Source organism: Veillonella sp. S13054-11 (genome assembly GCF_002959795.1).
Taxonomy (GTDB): domain Bacteria; phylum Bacillota; class Negativicutes; order Veillonellales; family Veillonellaceae; genus Veillonella; species Veillonella parvula_E.
In genome coordinates this window covers 87,692-108,692 of sequence record NZ_PPCY01000009.1, presented here as the reverse complement: position 1 = coordinate 108,692, position 21,001 = coordinate 87,692, and the positions used below count along the sequence as shown (strand labels likewise).

At 41.4% G+C, this 21,001-nt stretch carries 19 protein-coding genes; 16 read left to right on the top strand and 3 right to left on the bottom strand.

Annotated features, from left to right (window positions below):
- The first annotated feature begins 8 nt into the window (after positions 1–8).
- From VPHSUH08_RS09175 to VPHSUH08_RS09150, 6 genes are all read left to right on the top strand, one after another.
- Positions 9–965 carry a M23 family metallopeptidase gene (locus VPHSUH08_RS09175; RefSeq protein ID WP_105087297.1) on the top strand — a complete coding sequence of 319 codons (957 nt, stop codon included), beginning with the start codon at positions 9–11 and terminating at the stop codon, positions 963–965.
- 129 nt (positions 966–1,094) lie between these two features.
- A complete protein-coding gene (locus VPHSUH08_RS09170) occupies positions 1,095–1,673 on the top strand; it encodes a cob(I)yrinic acid a,c-diamide adenosyltransferase (protein WP_004694402.1) in 579 nt (192 codons plus the stop codon).
- Between the two features lie 29 nt (positions 1,674–1,702).
- On the top strand, positions 1,703–2,842 hold the full coding sequence (locus VPHSUH08_RS09165) for a hypothetical protein (protein ID WP_105087348.1): 1,140 nt from the start codon (positions 1,703–1,705) through the stop codon (positions 2,840–2,842).
- A gap of 83 nt (positions 2,843–2,925) precedes the next feature.
- Entirely contained in the window at positions 2,926–3,303 is a 378-nt protein-coding gene (locus VPHSUH08_RS09160) for a GerW family sporulation protein (RefSeq protein WP_004698027.1), read from the top strand.
- 280 nt (positions 3,304–3,583) lie between these two features.
- Entirely contained in the window at positions 3,584–4,042 is a 459-nt protein-coding gene (locus VPHSUH08_RS09155) for an OmpH family outer membrane protein (protein WP_004698051.1), read from the top strand.
- 88 nt (positions 4,043–4,130) lie between these two features.
- Positions 4,131–4,652, top strand: a complete 522-nt coding sequence (locus tag VPHSUH08_RS09150; RefSeq protein WP_105087296.1) for a nitroreductase family protein — start codon at positions 4,131–4,133, stop codon at positions 4,650–4,652.
- A gap of 163 nt (positions 4,653–4,815) precedes the next feature.
- Here VPHSUH08_RS09150 and VPHSUH08_RS09145 read toward each other — a convergent pair whose 3' ends face one another.
- From VPHSUH08_RS09145 to VPHSUH08_RS09135, 3 genes are all read right to left on the bottom strand, one after another.
- The gene (locus VPHSUH08_RS09145; RefSeq protein WP_004694414.1) at positions 4,816–5,103 is read right to left on the bottom strand and encodes a cupin domain-containing protein; all 288 of its coding nucleotides are present in this window, start codon (positions 5,101–5,103) and stop codon (positions 4,816–4,818) included.
- Between the two features lie 233 nt (positions 5,104–5,336).
- A complete protein-coding gene (locus VPHSUH08_RS09140) occupies positions 5,337–6,002 on the bottom strand; it encodes a hypothetical protein (RefSeq protein WP_105087295.1) in 666 nt (221 codons plus the stop codon).
- Between the two features lies 1 nt (position 6,003).
- Positions 6,004–6,960, bottom strand: coding sequence for a DUF1858 domain-containing protein (locus VPHSUH08_RS09135; RefSeq protein WP_004694418.1), 957 nt, complete (start codon positions 6,958–6,960; stop codon positions 6,004–6,006).
- A gap of 394 nt (positions 6,961–7,354) precedes the next feature.
- Here VPHSUH08_RS09135 and sfsA point away from each other — a divergent pair, with 394 nt between their 5' ends.
- From sfsA to VPHSUH08_RS09085, 10 genes are all read left to right on the top strand, one after another.
- The gene (gene sfsA / locus VPHSUH08_RS09130; protein WP_105087294.1) at positions 7,355–8,617 is read left to right on the top strand and encodes a DNA/RNA nuclease SfsA; all 1,263 of its coding nucleotides are present in this window, start codon (positions 7,355–7,357) and stop codon (positions 8,615–8,617) included.
- A 368-nt stretch (positions 8,618–8,985) separates the two neighbouring features.
- Complete coding sequence (locus VPHSUH08_RS09125; RefSeq protein ID WP_105087293.1) at positions 8,986–9,789, top strand: hypothetical protein; 804 nt, start codon at positions 8,986–8,988, stop codon at positions 9,787–9,789.
- A 153-nt stretch (positions 9,790–9,942) separates the two neighbouring features.
- Positions 9,943–12,411, top strand: a complete 2,469-nt coding sequence (gene gyrA / locus VPHSUH08_RS09120; protein WP_004698046.1) for a DNA gyrase subunit A — start codon at positions 9,943–9,945, stop codon at positions 12,409–12,411.
- A gap of 78 nt (positions 12,412–12,489) precedes the next feature.
- Entirely contained in the window at positions 12,490–12,861 is a 372-nt protein-coding gene (locus VPHSUH08_RS09115) for a hypothetical protein (protein WP_004698032.1), read from the top strand.
- Between the two features lie 285 nt (positions 12,862–13,146).
- Positions 13,147–14,190 carry a Fic family protein gene (locus tag VPHSUH08_RS09110; RefSeq protein WP_105087292.1) on the top strand — a complete coding sequence of 348 codons (1,044 nt, stop codon included), beginning with the start codon at positions 13,147–13,149 and terminating at the stop codon, positions 14,188–14,190.
- A gap of 168 nt (positions 14,191–14,358) precedes the next feature.
- Positions 14,359–14,733 carry a hypothetical protein gene (locus VPHSUH08_RS09105; RefSeq protein WP_004694437.1) on the top strand — a complete coding sequence of 125 codons (375 nt, stop codon included), beginning with the start codon at positions 14,359–14,361 and terminating at the stop codon, positions 14,731–14,733.
- A 437-nt stretch (positions 14,734–15,170) separates the two neighbouring features.
- Complete coding sequence (locus VPHSUH08_RS09100) at positions 15,171–16,601, top strand: [FeFe] hydrogenase, group A (protein WP_105087291.1); 1,431 nt, start codon at positions 15,171–15,173, stop codon at positions 16,599–16,601.
- A gap of 488 nt (positions 16,602–17,089) precedes the next feature.
- The gene (locus VPHSUH08_RS09095; protein ID WP_105087290.1) at positions 17,090–18,238 is read left to right on the top strand and encodes a glycoside hydrolase family 3 N-terminal domain-containing protein; all 1,149 of its coding nucleotides are present in this window, start codon (positions 17,090–17,092) and stop codon (positions 18,236–18,238) included.
- Positions 18,239–18,715: 477 nt separating this feature from the next.
- Complete coding sequence (locus tag VPHSUH08_RS09090) at positions 18,716–19,780, top strand: ATP-binding protein (protein WP_004694443.1); 1,065 nt, start codon at positions 18,716–18,718, stop codon at positions 19,778–19,780.
- A gap of 289 nt (positions 19,781–20,069) precedes the next feature.
- On the top strand, positions 20,070–20,936 hold the full coding sequence (locus VPHSUH08_RS09085) for a sigma-70 family RNA polymerase sigma factor (RefSeq protein ID WP_105087289.1): 867 nt from the start codon (positions 20,070–20,072) through the stop codon (positions 20,934–20,936).
- Positions 20,937–21,001: the final 65 nt, after the last annotated feature.

Sequence of the window (21,001 nt, the reverse complement as noted above, 5' to 3'; positions counted from 1 at the left end):
GAAGTTTTATGTTGAAAATACCGGCATTCATTTCAAACAAAGTTGAAAGAAATGGTGACAACTGCATATTGACATTAACTACCAAGCAAGCGAAACTCGTTGCCATTATTGGTTCTGTAGTATTGGTCTTGGCATTGGTACTCGGTATTTGGGGCATTGTGCGTCAAGCTGAGGTTGTGCAATTACGTCAACAAACGCAATTGCAATCGGAACAGTTGAAATTGTTACAACAAAAAACAGAGGTTTTGGATAAGAAAATTCAAAACTTAAATCAAATTAGTGAAGAAAATAAGAAAATGTTGAAGGGCGCTGAATCTGGCACACCAGCTCAAGGTGGCGGGGATGGTAGCGACCCAAAGCAGGAAGCCGCTGATAATAGTGAAGCACAGACGTTAACAGCGGCACAATTATCGGCTCGACTATCCAAAATGGATAAGGAAGCACAAAAATTGCTTGTTAGTTTCTATACAATGCGCAATATCCTTCGCGATGGTGGCGCACAAGATTTGATGGCATTACAATCCATCAATTTCTCCGCTGGTTCTGGTGGTGCTGTGAATAGTACGACACCTAGTATTTGGCCAAGTAAGGGCGTTATTACATCTCCATTTGGTAGCCGTGTTGACCCTGTTACGGGTGCTATTGGTGCATTCCATGAAGGTATTGATATTGCCGATGACTATGGTTCCCAAATCGTGGCTACTGCGGCAGGGGTGGTAACCTTTGCGGGGTATACAAGCGGCGGTTATGGTAATCTCGTTGAAATCGATCATGGCAATGGCTTTGTTACCCGTTATGGCCATAATAGTGCCGTATTGGTAACGGTAGGGATGAGCGTGAAACAAGGTCAAACCATAGCTTTGATGGGTAGTACTGGTAAAAGTACGGGTGCCCACGTTCACTACGAGGTACGCCTTAACAATACGCCTGTAGACCCTATGATCTTCTTACCAATTAGCAATTAGAAATATAAAAGCTTATATAAGACCTAAAAAGAACTTGTTATGCGTGCATATGCGCTTATAGCAAGTTCTTTTTCTTTCCTTTTGTATATATATATTGTAAAATAAAAGTATATGAACGGAGGTATATCTATGAAGGCCTATGTACAAGTTTATACCGGCGAAGGCAAGGGCAAAACAACTGCCGCAATCGGCCTAGCCATTCGTGCCATCGGCGCTGGCAAGAAAGTCCTCTTCTTACAATTTATGAAATCTAAAGTATATAGTGAACATACTATTTTACCTACCTTAACAAATTTAACGTTAGAAACTGTGGGCAAGCCATTCTTTATCATCAAAGAAGGGATGAAGAGTAAGGATGAACTTGCTAAATGGGGCGATGAAGTCGTTGTCTTTGAGTCTGGTAATCCTCCGAAGGATTATGTAGCTCTCATCGAAAAAGGCTATGAACGTGCACTCGCTGCAATCAGCAGTGGTGAGTACGACCTCGTTGTACTTGATGAGTACAATATGGCTCTCTTCTTTGAACTCATTACATGGGATAAAACTAAAGCTTTACTCGATGCTCGTCATCCAGAAACGGAACTCGTATTTACGGGCCGTGGGGCTCCTCAAGAATTAATTGATGAGGCAGATCTCGTAACGGAGATGAAAGAGATTAAACATTACTACCTACAAGGTGTAATGGCTCGAAAAGGCATTGAAAACTAATCATAGGAACACCTAAGGAGGTGATGTGGTTGAGTACAGTGGCTATTGTGGTCCTCGTTATTGTGGCCATTATTGTAGCACTCATCTTGACTATCCTACTGGCACCAATCACATATAGCATCGAAATTGATGGACGGACGCCATATCGTGGCGAACTGCGCATCAAATGGCTGTGGCGCGTATTTTCACTCCACTTAGCGTACATTCAAAATAAACCATTTTTTAAGGAATTATACGTTTTAGGTGTACTTAAGATCGGTCCTGTGAAAGACTATGAACAATGGCTTGAAAATCGTGTAGATGAAGAATATCAAAAGTTAATGGATGATGACGGCGACATATCACAAGCAGAAGCTTTTGCAAAGGCTATGCAAGGAGGTGGACAAGGTCCGACTGCAAGCTCTAGCGGCACAAGCTTTGATGATTTGAAGAGCGCCCAAGGCTCCAATACAATCTTTGATGATGACGAATCACCAGGGGCGGGGAGCGCACCTAGGGCAAAGGAGCGCATTGAGCGACCTGATGCGGCTTCTAAGGATATGGATGCACAAGCTCGTGCTGAGCGGTATGATTCGATACAACAAGATCCAACGGCTCATATTCAAGATGATGATGAAGTAGTAAGTCATGTTACTTTCAATAGTGACGGATCTATCAAGGAAAAGGTATTTACAAAGGTAAATGATATTAAAACGACTGTGAAACAACGTTTTGGAAAGCCTGATCCCAATGATCCGGTAGCATCATTCAAGTCTGAAATTCCTACATTCTGGTTCATGAAACACTTGAGAAATACAGAGTTGTGGCGTCAGATATTCCTTGTGTCGAAACGATGCTATAATCACTCTAAACCACGTGATATGGCTATAGAGGGCCGATTTGGTATTGGTGATCCGTATCGGATGGGGCTTATTGCCTCTATGTTGTATAGCATTTGGCCTGAGCAAGCAGAGTCTATTGAGATAGATTATGTGAACTGGGTAGCTGAAGGCAGCGGCCATATTAAAGGTCGTATGATTCTTGCCGTATTGGCGTGGTATGGTACTAGATTCTTGGTATCTAAACCTATGCGTTCCCTATTGGGTGAAAGTGCTCGTGTCTTCTGGGTTAAACGGAAGGAAGCAAAGCAGCTAGAAAAGCTAAAAGCCGAACAGGGTCAAACAGCGTAAGGATATATAAAGTCAATTGAGTATATGAGCTGTATTATTATAGCTATAATAATAATACTTTCACAAAAAGCGGAGGTACTGTGATGGAGAACAGTAATGTAAAAGAGAATTTGGAAGTCCTATTCGAGAAGTTTAAAAATATGATTAAAGTGGAAACTGTAGTTGGTGAAGCTGTGCAAATCGGTGATACCACACTCGTTCCATTTGTTGATGTAACCTTTGGCTTCGGTACTGGTACAAACCACTGCACAGCCAATAAAAGCCAAGAGTCTGGCGGCGGTGGCGGTGGTGCCAAGATGGAACCAAGTGCGATCCTTGTCATTAAAGGTGACCGCATCGAATTGTTCAACATTAAGGGCAATCCTTACAGCAGCAGCTTTGATCGTCTTATCGGTTTGGTACCTGATCTCGTGTCCAAATTGAAATCCGATAAATACATCTATTTAAATGATGAACAATAATTCGGTGAATAATAAACCATTATTTGATGACAAATTATAAATAATTGGTGAAAGCCGAAATGCCCACATGTGTGTTCTGAATATGTCTGTATCGACTGCTTTAAGGGTCTCAGAGTATGCTTGTGGGTATTATTTTAAGTTCTAATAACTTTCATAAGTAGTTCATAGGCCTTTATTATGCTATTTATCATAGTCTTGTGAAAGTTAGCAAGATTTGTTATAGTAAAAATAGTACACTATTGGATTGTATAGTGACACTTTTAATCGAGGAGGATTTCAGATGAAATTATCTAAAAAATTGACTACCTTAGCTATCGTTGGTGCTATGTCTGCTACTGCTGCAGTAGCAAGTGCTGCTAACATTGGCTTAGTAAATATGAGCCAAGTAGTAAATAGCTACCCTGGCTATGGTGCATTAGATATGAAAATGCAACAAGTAGACGCTCAATACCGTCCACAAATTGAAAAAAAAGTACAAGAAATTGAAAAGATTAAAGACTCTGCACAAGCAGAAGCAGAATTCAACAAAACTGTAGCTCCATTGCTTCAAAAAGAAAACGAAGAAATCAATAAAATTGCTCAACCTATGATGCAAGCAATTCACAATACTGTTGAAGCTATCCGCGTTGAAAAACAAATGGACGTAGTATTGGATGATCCATACACAATTCGTGCTGCTGATGCTAACAGCAAAATCGAAAACATTACTAACGAAGTAATTAGCCGTCTTAAAAAATAATAAGCACAAAACCCCCTAACTGAGGTATCAGCTAGGGGGTTATTTATTAAAATACATTTTAATAAATCCGATAAAGGAGTGAGATTTAATGAAAGATTTTAAAGTATTAGCCACAGAGCGGTATTCGGTTCGGAAGTTCGATGCTCGACCAGTGGAGCAGGAGAAGGTAGATATGTTACTAGCAGTCGCTCGATTAGCACCTACGGCGCATAATTATCAGCCACAACGACTGCTCGTGTTAAATACAGAAGATAGCTTAAAGAAACTAAAAGATTGCACAAATGGTCATTTTAATGCACCGTTAGCGATTATTGTTTGTTACGATAATACGGTGAGCTGGAAGCGAGAATACGATGATGCGGATATGGGTGTTGTAGATGCTAGCATTGTAGGATCCCACATTATGTTTACCGTGGCCGATATCGGTTTAGGTACAACGTGGATTGCTCACTTTGATCCTGCTAAAGTACGCAAGGCATATAACTTGCCTGATAATATCATCCCTGTAGCCATCTTCCCAATTGGTTACCCTCATCCAGACTGTGTTCCTGCACCGGGCCATACAAAACGCTTTGATGTGAGTGAATTTACAATCTATAATTCCTTTTAAAAGAATGTTTTTTAGACTATGTATTACTCTATAAGTATTTAATAACTATGGATATAACTGAACTATTAAACAGTTCTATAAAACTTAATAACTATATGATTTCTCTTTAATACATAGTTCATATAAAAAGGACAGTTGTTTGTATCAACTGTCCTTTGGTATTTTATTCTGGTTTATGAATGAGGTTTACAACGAATTCGCTGTCTTCTACGAGTGTAGCTTGGATGTAGTTGTCGCCGTTGAATTCCAATACTTGTCCTGGTACGAGTACATGCTCTTCCGTTTCATTAAGGAACACTTGTACTTTACCTTTTACAACTGTAAAAATGACATTAGCTTCAGGGTGGTTATGTTTTTCCACCTTTTCACCAGCCTTGCCGCCTTTTTTTACGATTACATAGTTAGGACCTTGGAATAATAAACCTAATTCTTGATTAACTGTGCCTGCCATAATGGACCTCCTAGTTCTAATTTTTATATTGAAAGTTTAATGTAATACATACTATGTTGTATATCTGTCTTATAATTGTATTATAAATGATATTGTTTATCAATGCTGTGCTTATGGCTACAGTTTCGAAAATAGTTAAGCTATTGTATAATTTATATAAAAATAGGTATGAAAAAAGGAGCGTAAGTTACGCTCCTTTTTCAGTACATATATCTGAGAGTAGATAGTTTATATTATTTTTTACGAATTGTATATAAACGTGTACCGTTTTCTTCTGTCGTTACAAGTTCAAATGCTGGATCGATAGCTTTTACAAAAGCCTCGAACCATGTTTGGTAAGCTAATGCCATAAACTTAGGGTCAACGCCCGCTGTACGCCAGTAGCCTGCTTGTAATCTGTGGTCGCCAACCCAGGTAAATTCTTCTGGGCTTTCAGAAACCACTTGGTCACCACCATCGCAAGGCATGCCATTTACGTAGAAGTTTTGTAACGCATTGTAAATCGCTGGTGCAGTGTGTTCTTCAAGGTTATCTTGAGCCACAACGCCACATGCTTGGCCTTGTACTGCAAAGGCATCTAGAATAGCGGTTACTACGTGTACTGCTTCATCGCCGGAATTTGTGTCGAGCATATCTTTGATGAAAGCTGCTTCACGAACGGAAGCAATATTGATTTGGTTAGCTAACCAGCCGTGAATATTGCCATGGTCGATGATATTTTCCAAGGGAATGCTTGGATTAATTGGCTCGCCGTATGTATCTACGGAGATGGAGTGTAGTTCCTCCGCCAAATCATCAACAACTTTAGAAGTTTTTTCTAAAATCAAATTTTCACGCTCAACGAGCAATTGAATTTTGCGATATAACCAGTAATGGATGTGACCTAAGAATGCGGACATATTAAGCTCCTTTTCGTGCTGTTTCTAATTTCTCTACTAAATCGTATACATTAAAACCGTGGATTTCTGCGGCTTGCCATAATGGCTCAGCTGTTGCAGATGGGCAACCTAGGCAACCCATACCAATACCTTGTAATACAGGTACAACATGTGGATAGGTTTCAACGATGTCGCGAATAATTGTGTCTGGAGTGATAGGGGAACCTGCTTCGAGGCGTGGTGCTTCTACTTCAGGATCGTTACCTTGACCAGGCAAGAACACAGCTGGTTCTTCGGACTTGCTTTCAGCTGGAGCACCTTCAAGGTCGCCCAATACAGCTGCTTTGAAAGCCTCTAAACCAATGCGGTCGATGAATTCGCCCATGCGTTCGATTTGTGCGTTTTCTTTATAGTATGCGATGATTCGATCAACTAATGCAAGAGCTTCTTTTTCTGTTTTAACTTCTGCGATGAGGTCGCCGATGCGTGGATGCGCACCGCCGCTACCGCCAGCGTATACATTCCAACCGTCTACAGTACCGATAACGCCCACATCTTTCATGCGGCTTTCAGTACAAGAGTTTGGACAACCGGACACGCCGATTTTCATTTTACTTGGCATTTCAAGAGATAAATATTTGCGTTCGATTTGCATGCCAAGATGTACGCTGTCTTGTTTAGCGCGTTTACAGAAGGTAGTACCTGGGCAGATTTTTACGCTGCGCACGCGGTTGGACACAGTGTATGCTGGCTCCATACCAAGCATTTCCCATGCTTTATCTACGTCTTCTGCTTTCAAATTCGTAATCATAATGCGTTGGCTGCCAGTTAATTTAAGAACAGCGCCGAACTCATTCGCTACGTCGATATATTTTTGTAATTGATCTGGTTGAATGAAACCTGCAGGAACGCGAGGTGTAATTGCATAACGGCGTTGACCGTTTTTTATGCGTTGTAAATTTGCTGCAATTTGTGCCATATTAAATCCTTTCTCGAGCCCTCTCTGCGGAGAATAGTGGCTAAAACTACTTAGTTAATCTATAAAACTCTTTATATATTAATTATTTACGCCCTAGGGTTTTGTGAAAGCTTCGCACATATATACGGACAAGTGGGATGAGATCAACTAGGCGATGCCTCATCAAAACCCGGCGTAATGATCAGTATGGGTATTTAGAATACTGACCCGACGCTCTTAGTATAAACCATTTTAACAAACAATAATGTAACTCAAGCTACAAAAATAGAACTTTTTTAATATTAATTATTGATTGTTTACTAACTATCATTATATACGATACTGTTTACAGATGAAACCCAAGGTTACATATCGTATAATAGACATATAGAATGTTCTTGATGTAGGAGAAACGATGAAAGTCCTTTACGATACTATTTTAAAAGCAACATATATAGGTCGCCCGAATCGTTTTGTGGTGACTTTAGATTTGAATGGTGAAAGTGTGCTCGCTCATTTGCCAAATCCTGGTCGCATGTGGGAGCTCTTGTTTACGGGGGTAACGATGTACATCGTGCCTCACGGCAAGCCGGCTGCGAAGACGAAATATCGTGTGGTAGGCATCGAGCGCAATGGCGTTGTTATCATGCTCGATACAAACTACAGCAACGATGTGGCGCAACATTTGATTGAAAATAAATGTATCCCTGGTTGGGAGGAGTGGCGAGTAGTGAGACGGGAATATACGGTTAAACTACACGGCATATCATCTCGCTTTGACTTGCTCCTCACCAATGATAAGGGGGATGAGTTTTTACTAGAGGTTAAGTCTTGTACCTTGTTCTCCAAGACGGGAGCCATGTTCCCTGATGCTATTACAGAGCGAGGCCGCAAGCATTTATTGCATCTGAAAGAATTACAAAACGAAGGCTACCACACAGGTGTTCTATTCCTCGTACAATGGGACCAAGCGCAGTGGTTCTTGCCAGATTATCATACGGATTTGGAATTTGCTAAAACCTTTAAAGAGGTGGCACCTTCATTAGATTGGAAAGCCGTGGCTGTGGCGTGGGATGAGACTTTCACCATGCCTACGGTGACACATGAATGTTCCTATCCTAGTAGTATCCTCGACACAGAAGCTCATGATAGTGGCGTGTATGTGATGGTCATGCACCTCGATCACGATTTAGATCTCGAAATCGGTTCTAAAGGGATGATGCATTTCAAACCTGGTTACTATATGTACGTAGGCTCTGCGAAGACAAATTTAACAAAACGCATTGAACGTCATAAAAGAAAACGTAAGAAAATGCATTGGCATCTAGATTACTTCCGCGGTCACTGTGCAATGATAGCGGGCTTGCCGATTCGTACTAGTGGGAGGCCGCAGGCTATGACAACTTCTTCTCAGGAATGGGGTAAAGGTAAACTCTCTGACGATGCTCCGGCTGCTCGTGAAAGCACAGATGTAGATTTAACCAAAATTGACGTAGAATGTGCTCTTGCTGATGCGGTGCGAGCTATTGCGGAATGGAATGTACCGAACTTTGGGTGTAGCGACTGTGACTGCAACAGCCATCTATTCGGAATGAGCGAAAATCCGATACACAATAAAAAATTTATGAATGTAGTGGAAAACTTTAGAATGAATACATTGGATGCGCTAGTTAAGTGATTGTTGTTAATGGAGCATAACTAAAAATAGTATGGATGGGGCCCGAATACAAACATGCGAGATTATTAAAAAAGGGGTTCCCTTATCTTTTCGCTCCATAGTGACCTAAGTCGCTTATCAATAAGGGAACCCCTTTTTTATAACTGTATATGTGAATACGTCCCATCCATACCTATGTTTTGTGTTAATTAATTACTTTGACATTAACAACAAATTCACTTTTCCTTTCGCATGGGGCAAGGCCCCTGTTGGGGAAGGGGCGTGAAGTAGAGTATCAACAATTAGCTAAATTTATAAATGATTGTATTTATATATTTGATAATAAGATTTGATATGTGACGGATTATTGGGGAGAGGTGTGGTTGTGTATGAGGTTGTTTAGGCATGTGTTGTTAGGTATCGTTGGTGTTTGTAGTGTAGTGTTGAGTGGTTGTTCTTTTATTTGGACGACGGAGAATGGTGATCCTGCGACACCAGAGGATATCAAGTCTAGCGTGGAGAAGGAGTTTTCGGTTGTGCATCCGAATCTTGTTCTTCAGTCATCTGTGGTGGAGAAGGAGAAGCCATTCCAGCGAAATGTGTATGTATTTTATGATGAAAGTAATGGTATTTCCTTTACTACAAATTCTGTAGTCAAGTGGCCAACATTGCCGGCCCCTGGTGGCGAGCGAAAAAATGATGCGGATTTTGCGTATTCACAAGCGTATTTAGTTCATTTGAATGGTTCGTTAGTGGAACGTGCTAAGCAGTATGGCATGCGGATGGCGACGCACGAGGAAGCCTTGGAGCTAGCTAAGTCTAAAGCGACACGTGTAGCAGGTACTAATAAGATATCTCTATTCACATATGATGAGATTATCTTTGTAGACGAATCTGTAAAGGGTGGAGATATTCTAACCTTTATGAAATCTATATATAGCCTGTATAAACCGCAAGACAACCCAGCGTTATTGCACCCTCGTTCTGATAGAAGCGTAGGCTTTTATTATCTACCAAAAGGAGAAGCGGACAAAACAAAAGCTAAGTATTTGATCGCCTTTCGATTTATGGCAAAAAATGATTGGAAAGAAACCATGCTAACAGGTATTGGCAGTACTGGTAACGACACTTCGGCTGTAGAACGAGACTTTGCTAGCATTTTAGATGATATGATACAACATGCGGTGCATTAGCTTTGAGAGCTATGGTAATATACATTGAAAAATGATAGCTCGATATAACCGATATTTAGTATGTAAATAGACATAAAAGATAGCGTTAACACCTTAAAAATGCTATAATTATATGATGAATTAGTATAAGTGTTAGTAAAATGAGGTGAGATTGTGGCAGACCAACAATGGTCCCACGGGAATATTCATCCCGTTCAGATTGATAAAGAAATGAAGAATGCGTACATCGATTATGCAATGTCCGTAATCGTTATGCGTGCGCTTCCAGATGTGCGCGATGGCTTGAAACCAGTACATCGTCGTATTTTGTACGCGATGCACGAAACAGGCATGACGCCAAATAAACCGTACAAGAAATCCGCTCGTATCGTCGGTGACGTACTCGGTAAGTATCATCCACATGGTGATAGCTCCGTTTACGATGCGACAGTTCGTTTGGCACAGGATTTTAATACGCGCTACCTTTTGGTTGACGGTCACGGTAACTTTGGCTCCATCGACGGCGATAGTGCCGCTGCGATGCGTTATACCGAAGTACGTATGGCGAAGATTACAACGGAAATGCTTGCCGATATCGACAAGGAAACTGTTGATTTCATGCCGAACTATGATGAAAGCTTGCAAGAACCAACTGTATTGCCAGCGAAGATTCCTAATCTTCTCATCAATGGTTCCAGCGGTATCGCCGTAGGGATGGCGACAAATATTCCACCACATAATCTTAACGAGGTATGTAATGGCCTAGCGATGCTCATCGACAATCCGGATGTGACTGTAGATGAATTGATGACCGCTATTAAAGGGCCAGACTTCCCAACTGGTGCACTCATTTTGGGCCGAGAAGGCATCAAAAAAGCGTACTCCACAGGTCGTGGTAGCGTTAAAATGCGTGCTCGTGCGACTATCGAAGAGATGTCTAAGGGCAAGCATAAAATCGTAGTGACTGAGATTCCGTACCAAGTGAATAAGGCTCGCGTTATCGAAACCATTGCGAACTTGAGCCGTGACAAGGTCATCGATGGCATCACAGCACTTCGCGATGAATCTGACCGCCAAGGTATGCGCATCGTTATCGAATTACGGGCTGACGTGCAACCAGATATCGTACTTAACAAATTATATAAACACACTCAACTTCAAGAAACATTCGGCGTGATTATGCTAGCTCTCGTAGATGGACATCCTCGCGTATTGAATTTGAAAGAAGTATTGGGTTACTACTTAGATCATCGCCTCGATGTTATCGTACGCCGCACTCAATTCGAGCTTAACAAAGCTGAGGCGCGCGCTCACATCTTGGAAGGCTTGTTGATTGCCCTCGACCACATCGATGAAGTAATCGCTACAATCCGCAGTTCCCAAACTGACGAAATTGCACGCAATGCATTAATGCAAAAATTCGGGCTTTCAGAGAAACAAGCAGTAGCCATCCTCGACATGCGTTTACGCCGTTTAACAGGTTTGGAACGCGAGAAAATCGAAGAGGAATACAAGGAATTGTTGGCATTGATCGAAGATTTAAAAGCTATCTTGGCTAGCGAAGCGCGTCAACGTCAAATCATCAAAGACGAACTCGATGATATGAAGAAGAAATACGGCGACCCTCGTCGTTCTGAAATCACCATCGATACGTCTGACCTTGATGTAGAAGACCTCATTGCTGACGAAGAAATGGTTATTACCTTGACTAAACAAGGTTACATCAAACGCATGAACGCGAACGTATATCGCAACCAACATAAAGGCGGCGCTGGCGTTATCGGCATGAAGACGAAGGAAGATGATTATGTAACGCAAATTATGCATGTGCGGACCCATAATACATTGCTATTCTTCACATCTGCAGGCCGTGCATATCGCCTCAAGGCGTACGAAGTGCCAGAAGCAGGCTCCCGCAACTCTCGTGGTACTGCTATGGTTAACGTATTGCCGCTCGCGGTAGGCGAATCCGTTACGACTATGATTGACCTTGAACGGGTCCATGAAGATGTAAATTTATTCATGGTTACTGAGTTCGGCGTTGTAAAACGTACAGCTATTGAAGAATACCGCAATATCCGTCGTTCTGGCCTCAATGCAATTAACCTCGACGAAGGCGATCGTTTGATTTCCGTTAACGTAACGACTGGCAACCAAGACATCTTGATTGGCACTAAATTAGGCATTGCTATTCGCTTTAGCGAACATGATGTGCGCCTCATGAAACGGGCGGCTCATGGCGTGCGCGGCATTAAATTGAATGCAGGCGACGTGGTTGTAGGCGCTGGTGTTCTTAATACTGATGAAAGTGAAGCACAAGTGTTTACTATCTCTGAAGAAGGTTTTGGTAAACGCAATGATGCGGAAGCTTATACATTGCAAAAACGCGGTGGTAAAGGCTCTAAGAACTTCAAGATTACTAACAAAACCGGCGATGTAGTAGCCGTAGAGGTTGTTCATAACGATGACGAAGTCATGCTTATCTCTGAGCAAGGTAAAATCATCCGCTTCAATATGAATGACATCGCTGTGAAGAAGGGCAAAGCTATCTCTGGTGTGAAAACACAAAACCTCGACGAAGGTGATAAGGTAGCTAGTATTGCTGTTATTCCAGGCGCTGAAATCGAAGAAGAAGTAGAATAATATAAAACACTATATAACTATTAAGTAACCATGGGCGATCATCTTAGATGGTCGCCTCTAGTGTTGAGGAGTTTAAAAATGAAAAAATGGCTAGCTGCTATGTTTGCAGCAGGAGTTTTCTTTGTAGGTGGCTTTGGTCAAGCTAGTGCTGCTGACTGGTACTATATCGATGCTGATGCTGACGATGCGGCATGGTTTATTGACAACTCTTCTGTATATAAAACAGATGATGCGGCTACAGTACTTGTTAAAATTAACAATGTAGAAGGCTTTACATATATCTACACAGTACGGATTGATCGTAAAGAAAAAACATGGACAGAACTTGATACAACAGTATATAGCAATGCTGGTATAGCATTGTTATCCAGTAAACAAGCACAAAAACCTACGAAAATTGAACCGGATACCATGGGGGCGGAAGTTATGCAGGCCCTATGGGGTAAATAATCCAACAATTTAATAGAAGCTGATATTCGCTCTGTCTATTTAGATACTCAGAACGTATAAGTAGCCCCGAACTATCCTGAAAGCCTCCATAGTGACCTAAGTCGTTTTCAGAATAGTTCGGGGCTTTCTATATTATTAGTACTCTTACAGGGCGAATATCAGTTTTCAAATTCGTTGGATCACACACGGTAGAGAAGTAGAGAGTTATTTATTCCCTTATTTTATGGTATAATTTAAGGGAATAGTTTTATTTGTAAGGGATTAGAGCGGAATGGAGGTGTGTGTATGCGTCGTTTTGAGTATGGCCAGATTCAATCTTTGTCGTGGAAGATGGATATTTTGAGTCTTATTGCGGGGATTTATCGGGCAAATGGTAAGGAGGAGGTTTTGCTTTCACAGAGTCCTGCCATATTAGACTCGCTTGTGGAGTTGGCAAAGGTACAGAGTACAGAGGCTTCAAATGCGATTGAAGGGATTGTGACGACGAGAACTCGCCTCCGGCAATTAGTGGCTGACAAGACGACACCTCGTAACCGGGATGAGCAGGAAATCATGGGATATCGTGATGCATTGAATGTTATCCATGGGAGTTATGATTCCATATCGTTGTCGCGGAACCATATTTTGCAGTTGCACAAGATTTTGTATAATTACCAGTTTAATGCACGTGGTGGGCAGTTGAAGAGCGTACAGAATTATATTAGTGCTACGTATCCAGATGGTCGAACAGAGGTATTATTTACTCCGCTAGCACCTTATGAAACGGCGGAGGCTCTCGATCAGATTTGCGCGGAATATAATCGGGTTGTAGGTAATGGAGAGGTGGAACCACTCCTAGCGATTCCCATATTTATTCATGACTTTTTATGTATTCACCCATTTAATGATGGGAACGGTCGCATGAGTCGATTGTTGACGACGTTATTGCTGTATCGCAGTGGCTTTATGGTCGGTAAATATGTGTCCTTAGAAGCTAAAATTGCAGCAAATAAGGACATGTATTATGCGGCTTTATGCGAGTCTAGTGATGCGTGGTATGGTGAAAGCTTCTGTCCTATGGCTTTCATTCGGTATTGGTTACAAATGTTATTGGCCGTTTATCATGACTTTGAGGATCGTAGTGCTTTACTAGTAAATAGCGGTTCTGCGATGAATCAGGTGCAAGCTGCCATCGATAGGTATTTAGGGGCTTTCACAAAGCAAGATATTAGAGAATGGTGTCCAAATATCAGTGATAGTACTATTGAAAGTGCAGTGCGTACACTTGTAAAAAAAGGCAGTATCCAGCGTAAGGGTGGCGGCCGTTCGACCTATTATGTGAAGCTTTAAGTCATGGGCTCAATAGTTAGATACGATAGCCTAATCATTACGTTAATTGTTACGCTAATAATTAATCTCTATACCTAATTATTGAGTATGTTTGTCTTTCATAAAATATTTAGTTTTCCCTTATATACTAGTTTGTATATTTTTGTATTTTCTTTGAGAGGTATTAATATGAAAAAAACATTGGCAGCTGTTTTGGCAGCAGGCGCATTATTAATCGGCGGTATTGGTAGTGTTGATGCGGCTAATTGGTATACAGTAGGCACAGATAGCAATGGTGTTACTTGGTCTATCGACAACGATTCTGTTAAAAAAGACGATAAAAAAGCGGTAATGGACATTAAAGCGATGGACTACGAAGGTTACCACTATATCGTGACTGAAGAGTTCAATCATAAAAAACGGGAAGTTAAGGATCTTAAGGTGACTCTTTATAACCCACAAGGTTATGTTGTGAAAGAGGAACAAGTTAATAAAAATAGCCGTAAAGTTGAGCCAGGTACGCCTGCGTACGCTGTATTCCAACTTATTTGGGGCGGTAAATAATTGAATCCTACAGACGAGTACACTGTTGATCAGTTTAGGCTTGTTTAGATTGAATGATTTTGTGAAAGCTTCACTGGCGCACGTTCTTTTAAAGAGCGTGCGTTTTTTATGTACAATATAATTTTGTTTTAGCTCTTATAGTATTAACAATTAAGCCATTAGTTTTTATAGCGCTATAAGTAAGTCACTTATTAAGGCACGTTAGTTAACGCTTTTAAGATAGATGAATTATTCATCTTTCTATGTTAAAATGTGATTTATAGTACACTTTTTTGGAGATTTTGTGCAAAAGTGTAACAATTCTACATAGTATAAACTTTCACCATAGCGTATACTATAGGTAAGATGCAGAAGTATGGCTTGGGCGCAGTGCTCCGTAGTTTGGCATATTTCGCCCCAATAGGTTTGGTAGTTATAGTTTGTTAGAGGAGGTCCTCATGTCTCAATACGAATTTATCGATAAACGCGTGCCGATTGCACTCGACAATCCATCCATTTATCACGACATTTCCAAGTGTAAAAACTGTACGTTATGCCGTCGCGCTTGTGCGGATGTAATGAGCGTACTTGATTACTACGACCTTGATGCAAACGGCGATGTGCCTGTATGTATCCATTGCGGTCAATGTGCGGCAGCATGCCCATTCGACTCCATGCATGCTAAATCCGAGCTTGAAAAGGTAAAAGCAGCCCTTGCTGATCCTGAAAAAATCGTCGTTATCCAAACGGCTCCTGCTGTTCGTGTATCCATCGGTGAAGGTTTTGGTTATGAACCAGGTACATTCTTGGAAGGCAAAATGGTTGGTGCCTTGCGTAAACTTGGTGCAGACTATGTAGTAGATACTAACTTTGGTGCGGACTTAACCATTATGGAGGAAGCATCCGAGCTTGTAGAACGCCTTAAAAATGGCGGCCAAATTCCTCAGTTTACAAGTTGCTGCCCAGCGTGGGTACGCTTTGCGGAAATCTATTTCCCTGAATTGATTCCTAATTTGTCTTCCACACGTTCTTGTATCGCTATGGAAGCGGCTATGATTAAAACGTACTTTGCAGAGAAAAAAGGCATCGATCCTCGTAATATCGTATCCGTATCTGTAAACCCTTGTACGGCTAAAAAAGCAGAAACGAAACGGGAAGAAGAAAATGCAGCGGCTCGTTACCACAATGACGAATCCCTTGGCATGGACACAGATATTTCCATCACAACTCGTGAGTTTATTCGTTGGATTCAAGAGGAAAATATCGACTTCAACACAGTAGAAGAATCTCAATTCGACGACTTAATCGGCATGGAAACTGGCGCATCCATCATCTTCGGTAACACAGGTGGTGTTATGGAAGCGGCGATGCGTACGGCTTACAAGCTCATCACTGATAAAGAGCCACCTCCATATGCGTTGACTCACCTCGAAGACGTTCGCGGTATGGAAGGTGTAAAAGAGGCAACTGTTCAATTGGGTGATGACGTAACATTGTCCGTTGCTGTTGTTCATGGCGGTAAAAACACACGTGACTTCTTGAATGCATTGAAAGACAGTGGTAAACACTATGACTTCATCGAAGTTATGGCGTGCCCAGGCGGTTGCATTGGTGGTGGTGGCCAACCGCGCACTAAATTGCCGCAAGCGGTGAAAACTAAAGAAGCTCGTATCGGCGGTCTTTACGAAGCTGATGAAAACTACAAATGGGTTGCGTCCTATGAAAATGAAGAAATCCAAACATTGTACAAAGATTTCTTAGGCGAACCATTGGGCCATAAAGCACACGAACTTTTACACACACACTACACAGACCGCAGCGCGGTTCTTGGTACTCGTAAAGACGTAACACCTGAAACATGCCCAACATCCCCTAAATTTAAAGGTTAATGACAGCCAATTGCTTGAATATGGTGTAAGTTGGTGTTGACTATGTGTCAGTAAAGAAAGAAAAATTTAAAGGTTAATAATAGTCGATTACTCAAACAGCAGGCTGTTATAAAGTAATCAAATGCTTATACACTCATAGTAGCGTTAGCTATTTAGGGTACAACAATATAAAATAGAAAATCCTACGGGTCATGAGTGACTTGATACTCACGTAGCCTTTGTTACAGTGCGGTCACTTTTTAAACGATTCGTAGGATTTTTTTATATAATTATTCAAAATTCACATATTTTTACTGTATAACTTTATTATAATAATCCAGTATAAAAAAATTATTTTATTATGAGGAAAAGATGAATCATTTAGTGTATAATATAAAAATATACTGTACGGATCAAGAGGGGACTTATGGGTGTTGCATTGGGAGAGCAACATAGAAAGCCCATAATATTCATAATATTGCGTAAGCATTAAGGAGCTTTTAGGAGAGATGAACCAGTTTTTTCGGCGGGTCCTGAGTGGCCTTGCCTTACTAGTTGCTGTCGTTGGTACAACTGGATGCCAACATGAGAGTCAGGCAGAACAAGAAACGGTACGAACCGTATCGTACCGTGCCGTCCTGGAGTCCAATAAACCCGTGTCTGAAAAGGTGGACACTTGGATTGCGGCCATGTCTCAAGAGGATAAGGTGGGGCAGCTGATGATGATCAGCCTTCATGGTAGTACGATAGGACAATCCCAAAAGGATGTGATCCGAAAATACCGTGTCAGTGGCGTTATGCTAACGAATGAAAATCTTATTAATAAGAACCAAGTGAAAACTTTCACCAGCGATATCATGCAAACGGCGATAACCTCTAGCATGGTGACACCCTATATTGCGGTGCATCGTGATCGCATATTGCATGGGAATGAAAGTTTCTTGCGGTTGCCGAAGCCCAATCGATGGGGGCAATTGCCTATGGATCGTATCATTAATTTGGCCACGCGATCTGCTATTGAAATGCGGGATATGGGCTTTAACTTGGTTATTGGGCCTAATGCTAACCTTGGTGTACCGAATATGTCTTACACATCCGACCCCACGTGGGCAGGTCATATAAACCTTGCCATGGTGGAGCGTTACCAAATTAATCATATGTGGTCTGCTTATAACTACTTTCCGGCAGTGACCTTAGGGGATGCGTCCTTTGGATCAGCTAATGAGGCGAAAGCGTATCTCAGCAATAATGATGTAGCCGTCTTTAAACGGCTTATTGCGCAGACGACGGCGAATAGCTATATGCTTGTGATGAGCCATATCCAGATTCCTGCTATCGATAACGAACACTTGGCGAGTTCCTCTAAGCCGATTATTGATGGTTGGCTTCGCAAGGAGCTCGGCTATAAAGGTATCGTTATGACGGATCGTATCGATGTGGGTGCGTTGCAATCCAATCAAAAGATAGGCGATTACGCTGTGGCCTCTATTTTGGCAGGCAGTGATCTCATTCTTGTTGATGCGGATACGATTCATATCGATGAAGTCCATCGTGCGCTGACGCAAGCGGTGGCGGATGGAACGATTACGACCGAGCGCCTTAACGAATCGGTTAAGCGCATCTTATTGATGAAAATGCAAACGCAAATGGATCCATAAGATATTTAGGAATATTAGATTTTGTAATCAGAAATTTACGAATTAGATATTTACAAGTTAGAAATTTACAAGTTAGAAATTTACCATTAATAAACTTAGTATAAGAAAATTCAGTAACAATTTAATATACTTTATATGCAAATGACGTGCTATACCTCTCGGGTAGCACGTCATTTTTAACATATATGGATTAAACTATATAGATTAAAATCTATAGTTTAATATGTATAGCTTATCTTATAATGTATAACTTATATAACCATGCCTTATAGGATATGTGGATATCAAAGGTATATGAAAATAAAGTAATCATAAGACCTTTTATGATAGTAAGGCAACATGTATCGCATGAAAGCTCTGATTTGATGCGTAAAAAAATTAACATAATAAAAAGCTATGTTAACTATATGAAAAAAAGTTTAATAATGATTTAAAATTATGATATAATAATTTCCGTAAATAGTTGGAGGTGAGTATATGAATTTTGTGGGACGTGCTGAAATTATAGAGCGTATCCAGTCCCGAATTGCAATGGGCCAAATGAGTTTATGTGTTGTATATGGTCCTCATCGTAGTGGTAAATCCTATGTGGCTTCGCAACTTGTACGCCGTCATAAGGCGATATATTTGGCGGGGCGTATGGCTAATGAATCCGTCCATGTGGCTGATATAAATAGAGCTCTTGAGGCACGTTTTGTTCCTGCTAATGCTCAAGATACATTCGAGCCTGTAGAGAGTTTGCAGCAGGCTTTTGTGAGACTTTTTGAAAGCAGTGTGAAAACACCTCAGACTGTGGTGATTGACGATTATCCATCCTTGGTGGAAGCAGTTCCTCAGTTTCCCATTCACTTGCGCGATTTATTAGATACCTATAAAGATACGAGCCGTTTGAACATCATATTGATGGCTAATGGTCTGGAACAGCTCGATGGCCGCATCATTGGCGATCGCAGCCTTATCGGTCCTTTCGTGTCCGAATATCTCGAGGTGAAACCTTTTTCCTTAGTTGATATGAAATCCTTGGGCCTTCACTATGCAAAGGATGATTTGCGCACCGTCTTTGCCGTAACCGGTGGGTTACCTGCCTATGTGCAATACTTTGATAATGGTGAAAGTATTGATACGAATATTATTAACTTGTTCTTCTCAGTAACGGGAGCTCTCTTTGAAGAAACACAATATATCTTGCATCGAGATATGAAAAATATAACCGGAGCCAATGCCATTTTAACGGGCCTTGCTAGCTTGGAAAGACCGTATTACGTGGAGCTTTTACAAGAAAGCCAAATTAAAAGTGGTACCTTTACATCTCGTTTGAACGATCTCATGTCTATGGGACTCGTGGGCCGCATTCAGGCAAGTAACCGTGGGAACGCGAAGTATGCGGATTACCATTTCACGAATAGTATGTTCCATTTCTGGTACCGCTATGTATATAAATACTGGGGCGATATCGTGCGCGGCTATGGCGCTGATGTATATTATAATCATGTAAAACCGCAGCTAAAGGACTTTGTCCAAGCCGCGTGTATTGCGATTTAATCAGATAATTTCAGATTGAATACTACTACCTAAAGATTGAATACTATTACCCAATGATAGTATATTTCCTCTTACAATGACACCACATTGCGTATGTGGTGTCATTTTTAGTAATTATCTATTTTCAGCAATTACCCTTTGAATCGCAACGTATGGTGTACTATGGATGGAAACTAAGGCTCAAATATAACAGAATATAGGGAAATTCCAAGGAATTGCCGATTTGTCAAAACACTCTTTCCGCGGTATTGTGTACATAAGCGCTATGCCATGGCAGGAAAGGGGATTTATGTTATACACAAACGAAGAACCTTTAGTACAAAAAACATGTATTAAAACTGCAAACTTACAACATGACAACTATCAGTCAGAAACGTTAGAAACACAGGCATTACCATCTCATTCTTTACTATCGAAAGCTAATGAGTCTAGGGAAAGTATTCCAGAGGAATTGAAATTACAGACCCTCGTCTGTGGTCATCAAGTTTTATCGTCCTTGTCGGACAAGAGCCTCGTGTCCATCTGTCAAAAGCCGAATATGCGGATTCAGACGGTAGGGTATCAGCCGTGGTCCGTTGATGAACTTCGTCATGATGCGGCACAAATCGAGCTCTGTCGCAGGTATCGACCGCTCATCTTGCACTATACGAATCGCATGGGAAACCGCGAATTCCGCGAGGACGTAGAGAGCTATCTTTGGGCCATCCTCATAGAATCGATTTATAGCTTTGATTTGAACGGGGCAGTACCGTTCCCAGGCTTTGTGAAAGCTGGCGTCATGTACGGTTACATGCGGTACTGGAAGCGTGAACGATTGCGATATCGCCGTGAAATTCACATCCCAGATCGGACCACCGATGATGGAGAAGTCGCCTTTGGTATGGATATCTTCGCATCTGGCGAGAATGTAGCGGATATGGTGATGAGTGCCGATGAAGAGCATAGGCTTCGAGCACGCCTCGTATGGGCCTTAGGCAGACTATCTCCTGATCAACGAGACCTACTGCGCCGTGTCTACGGTGAGTGCCAAAGCTTGGTATCGGTTAGTGAAGAACTGAACTGCAGCCGCCAAGCCATCCAACGGCGTCACGAACGAGCTATTCGGAAGCTGCGTAGGTATTTGAGTACGGACTTTGAACACTTGTGTGTGCATTAGTTATTATAATTTAATTTCTTATTTATATCCTATATATTGCATATTTCTTTTAATCTCGATTAACA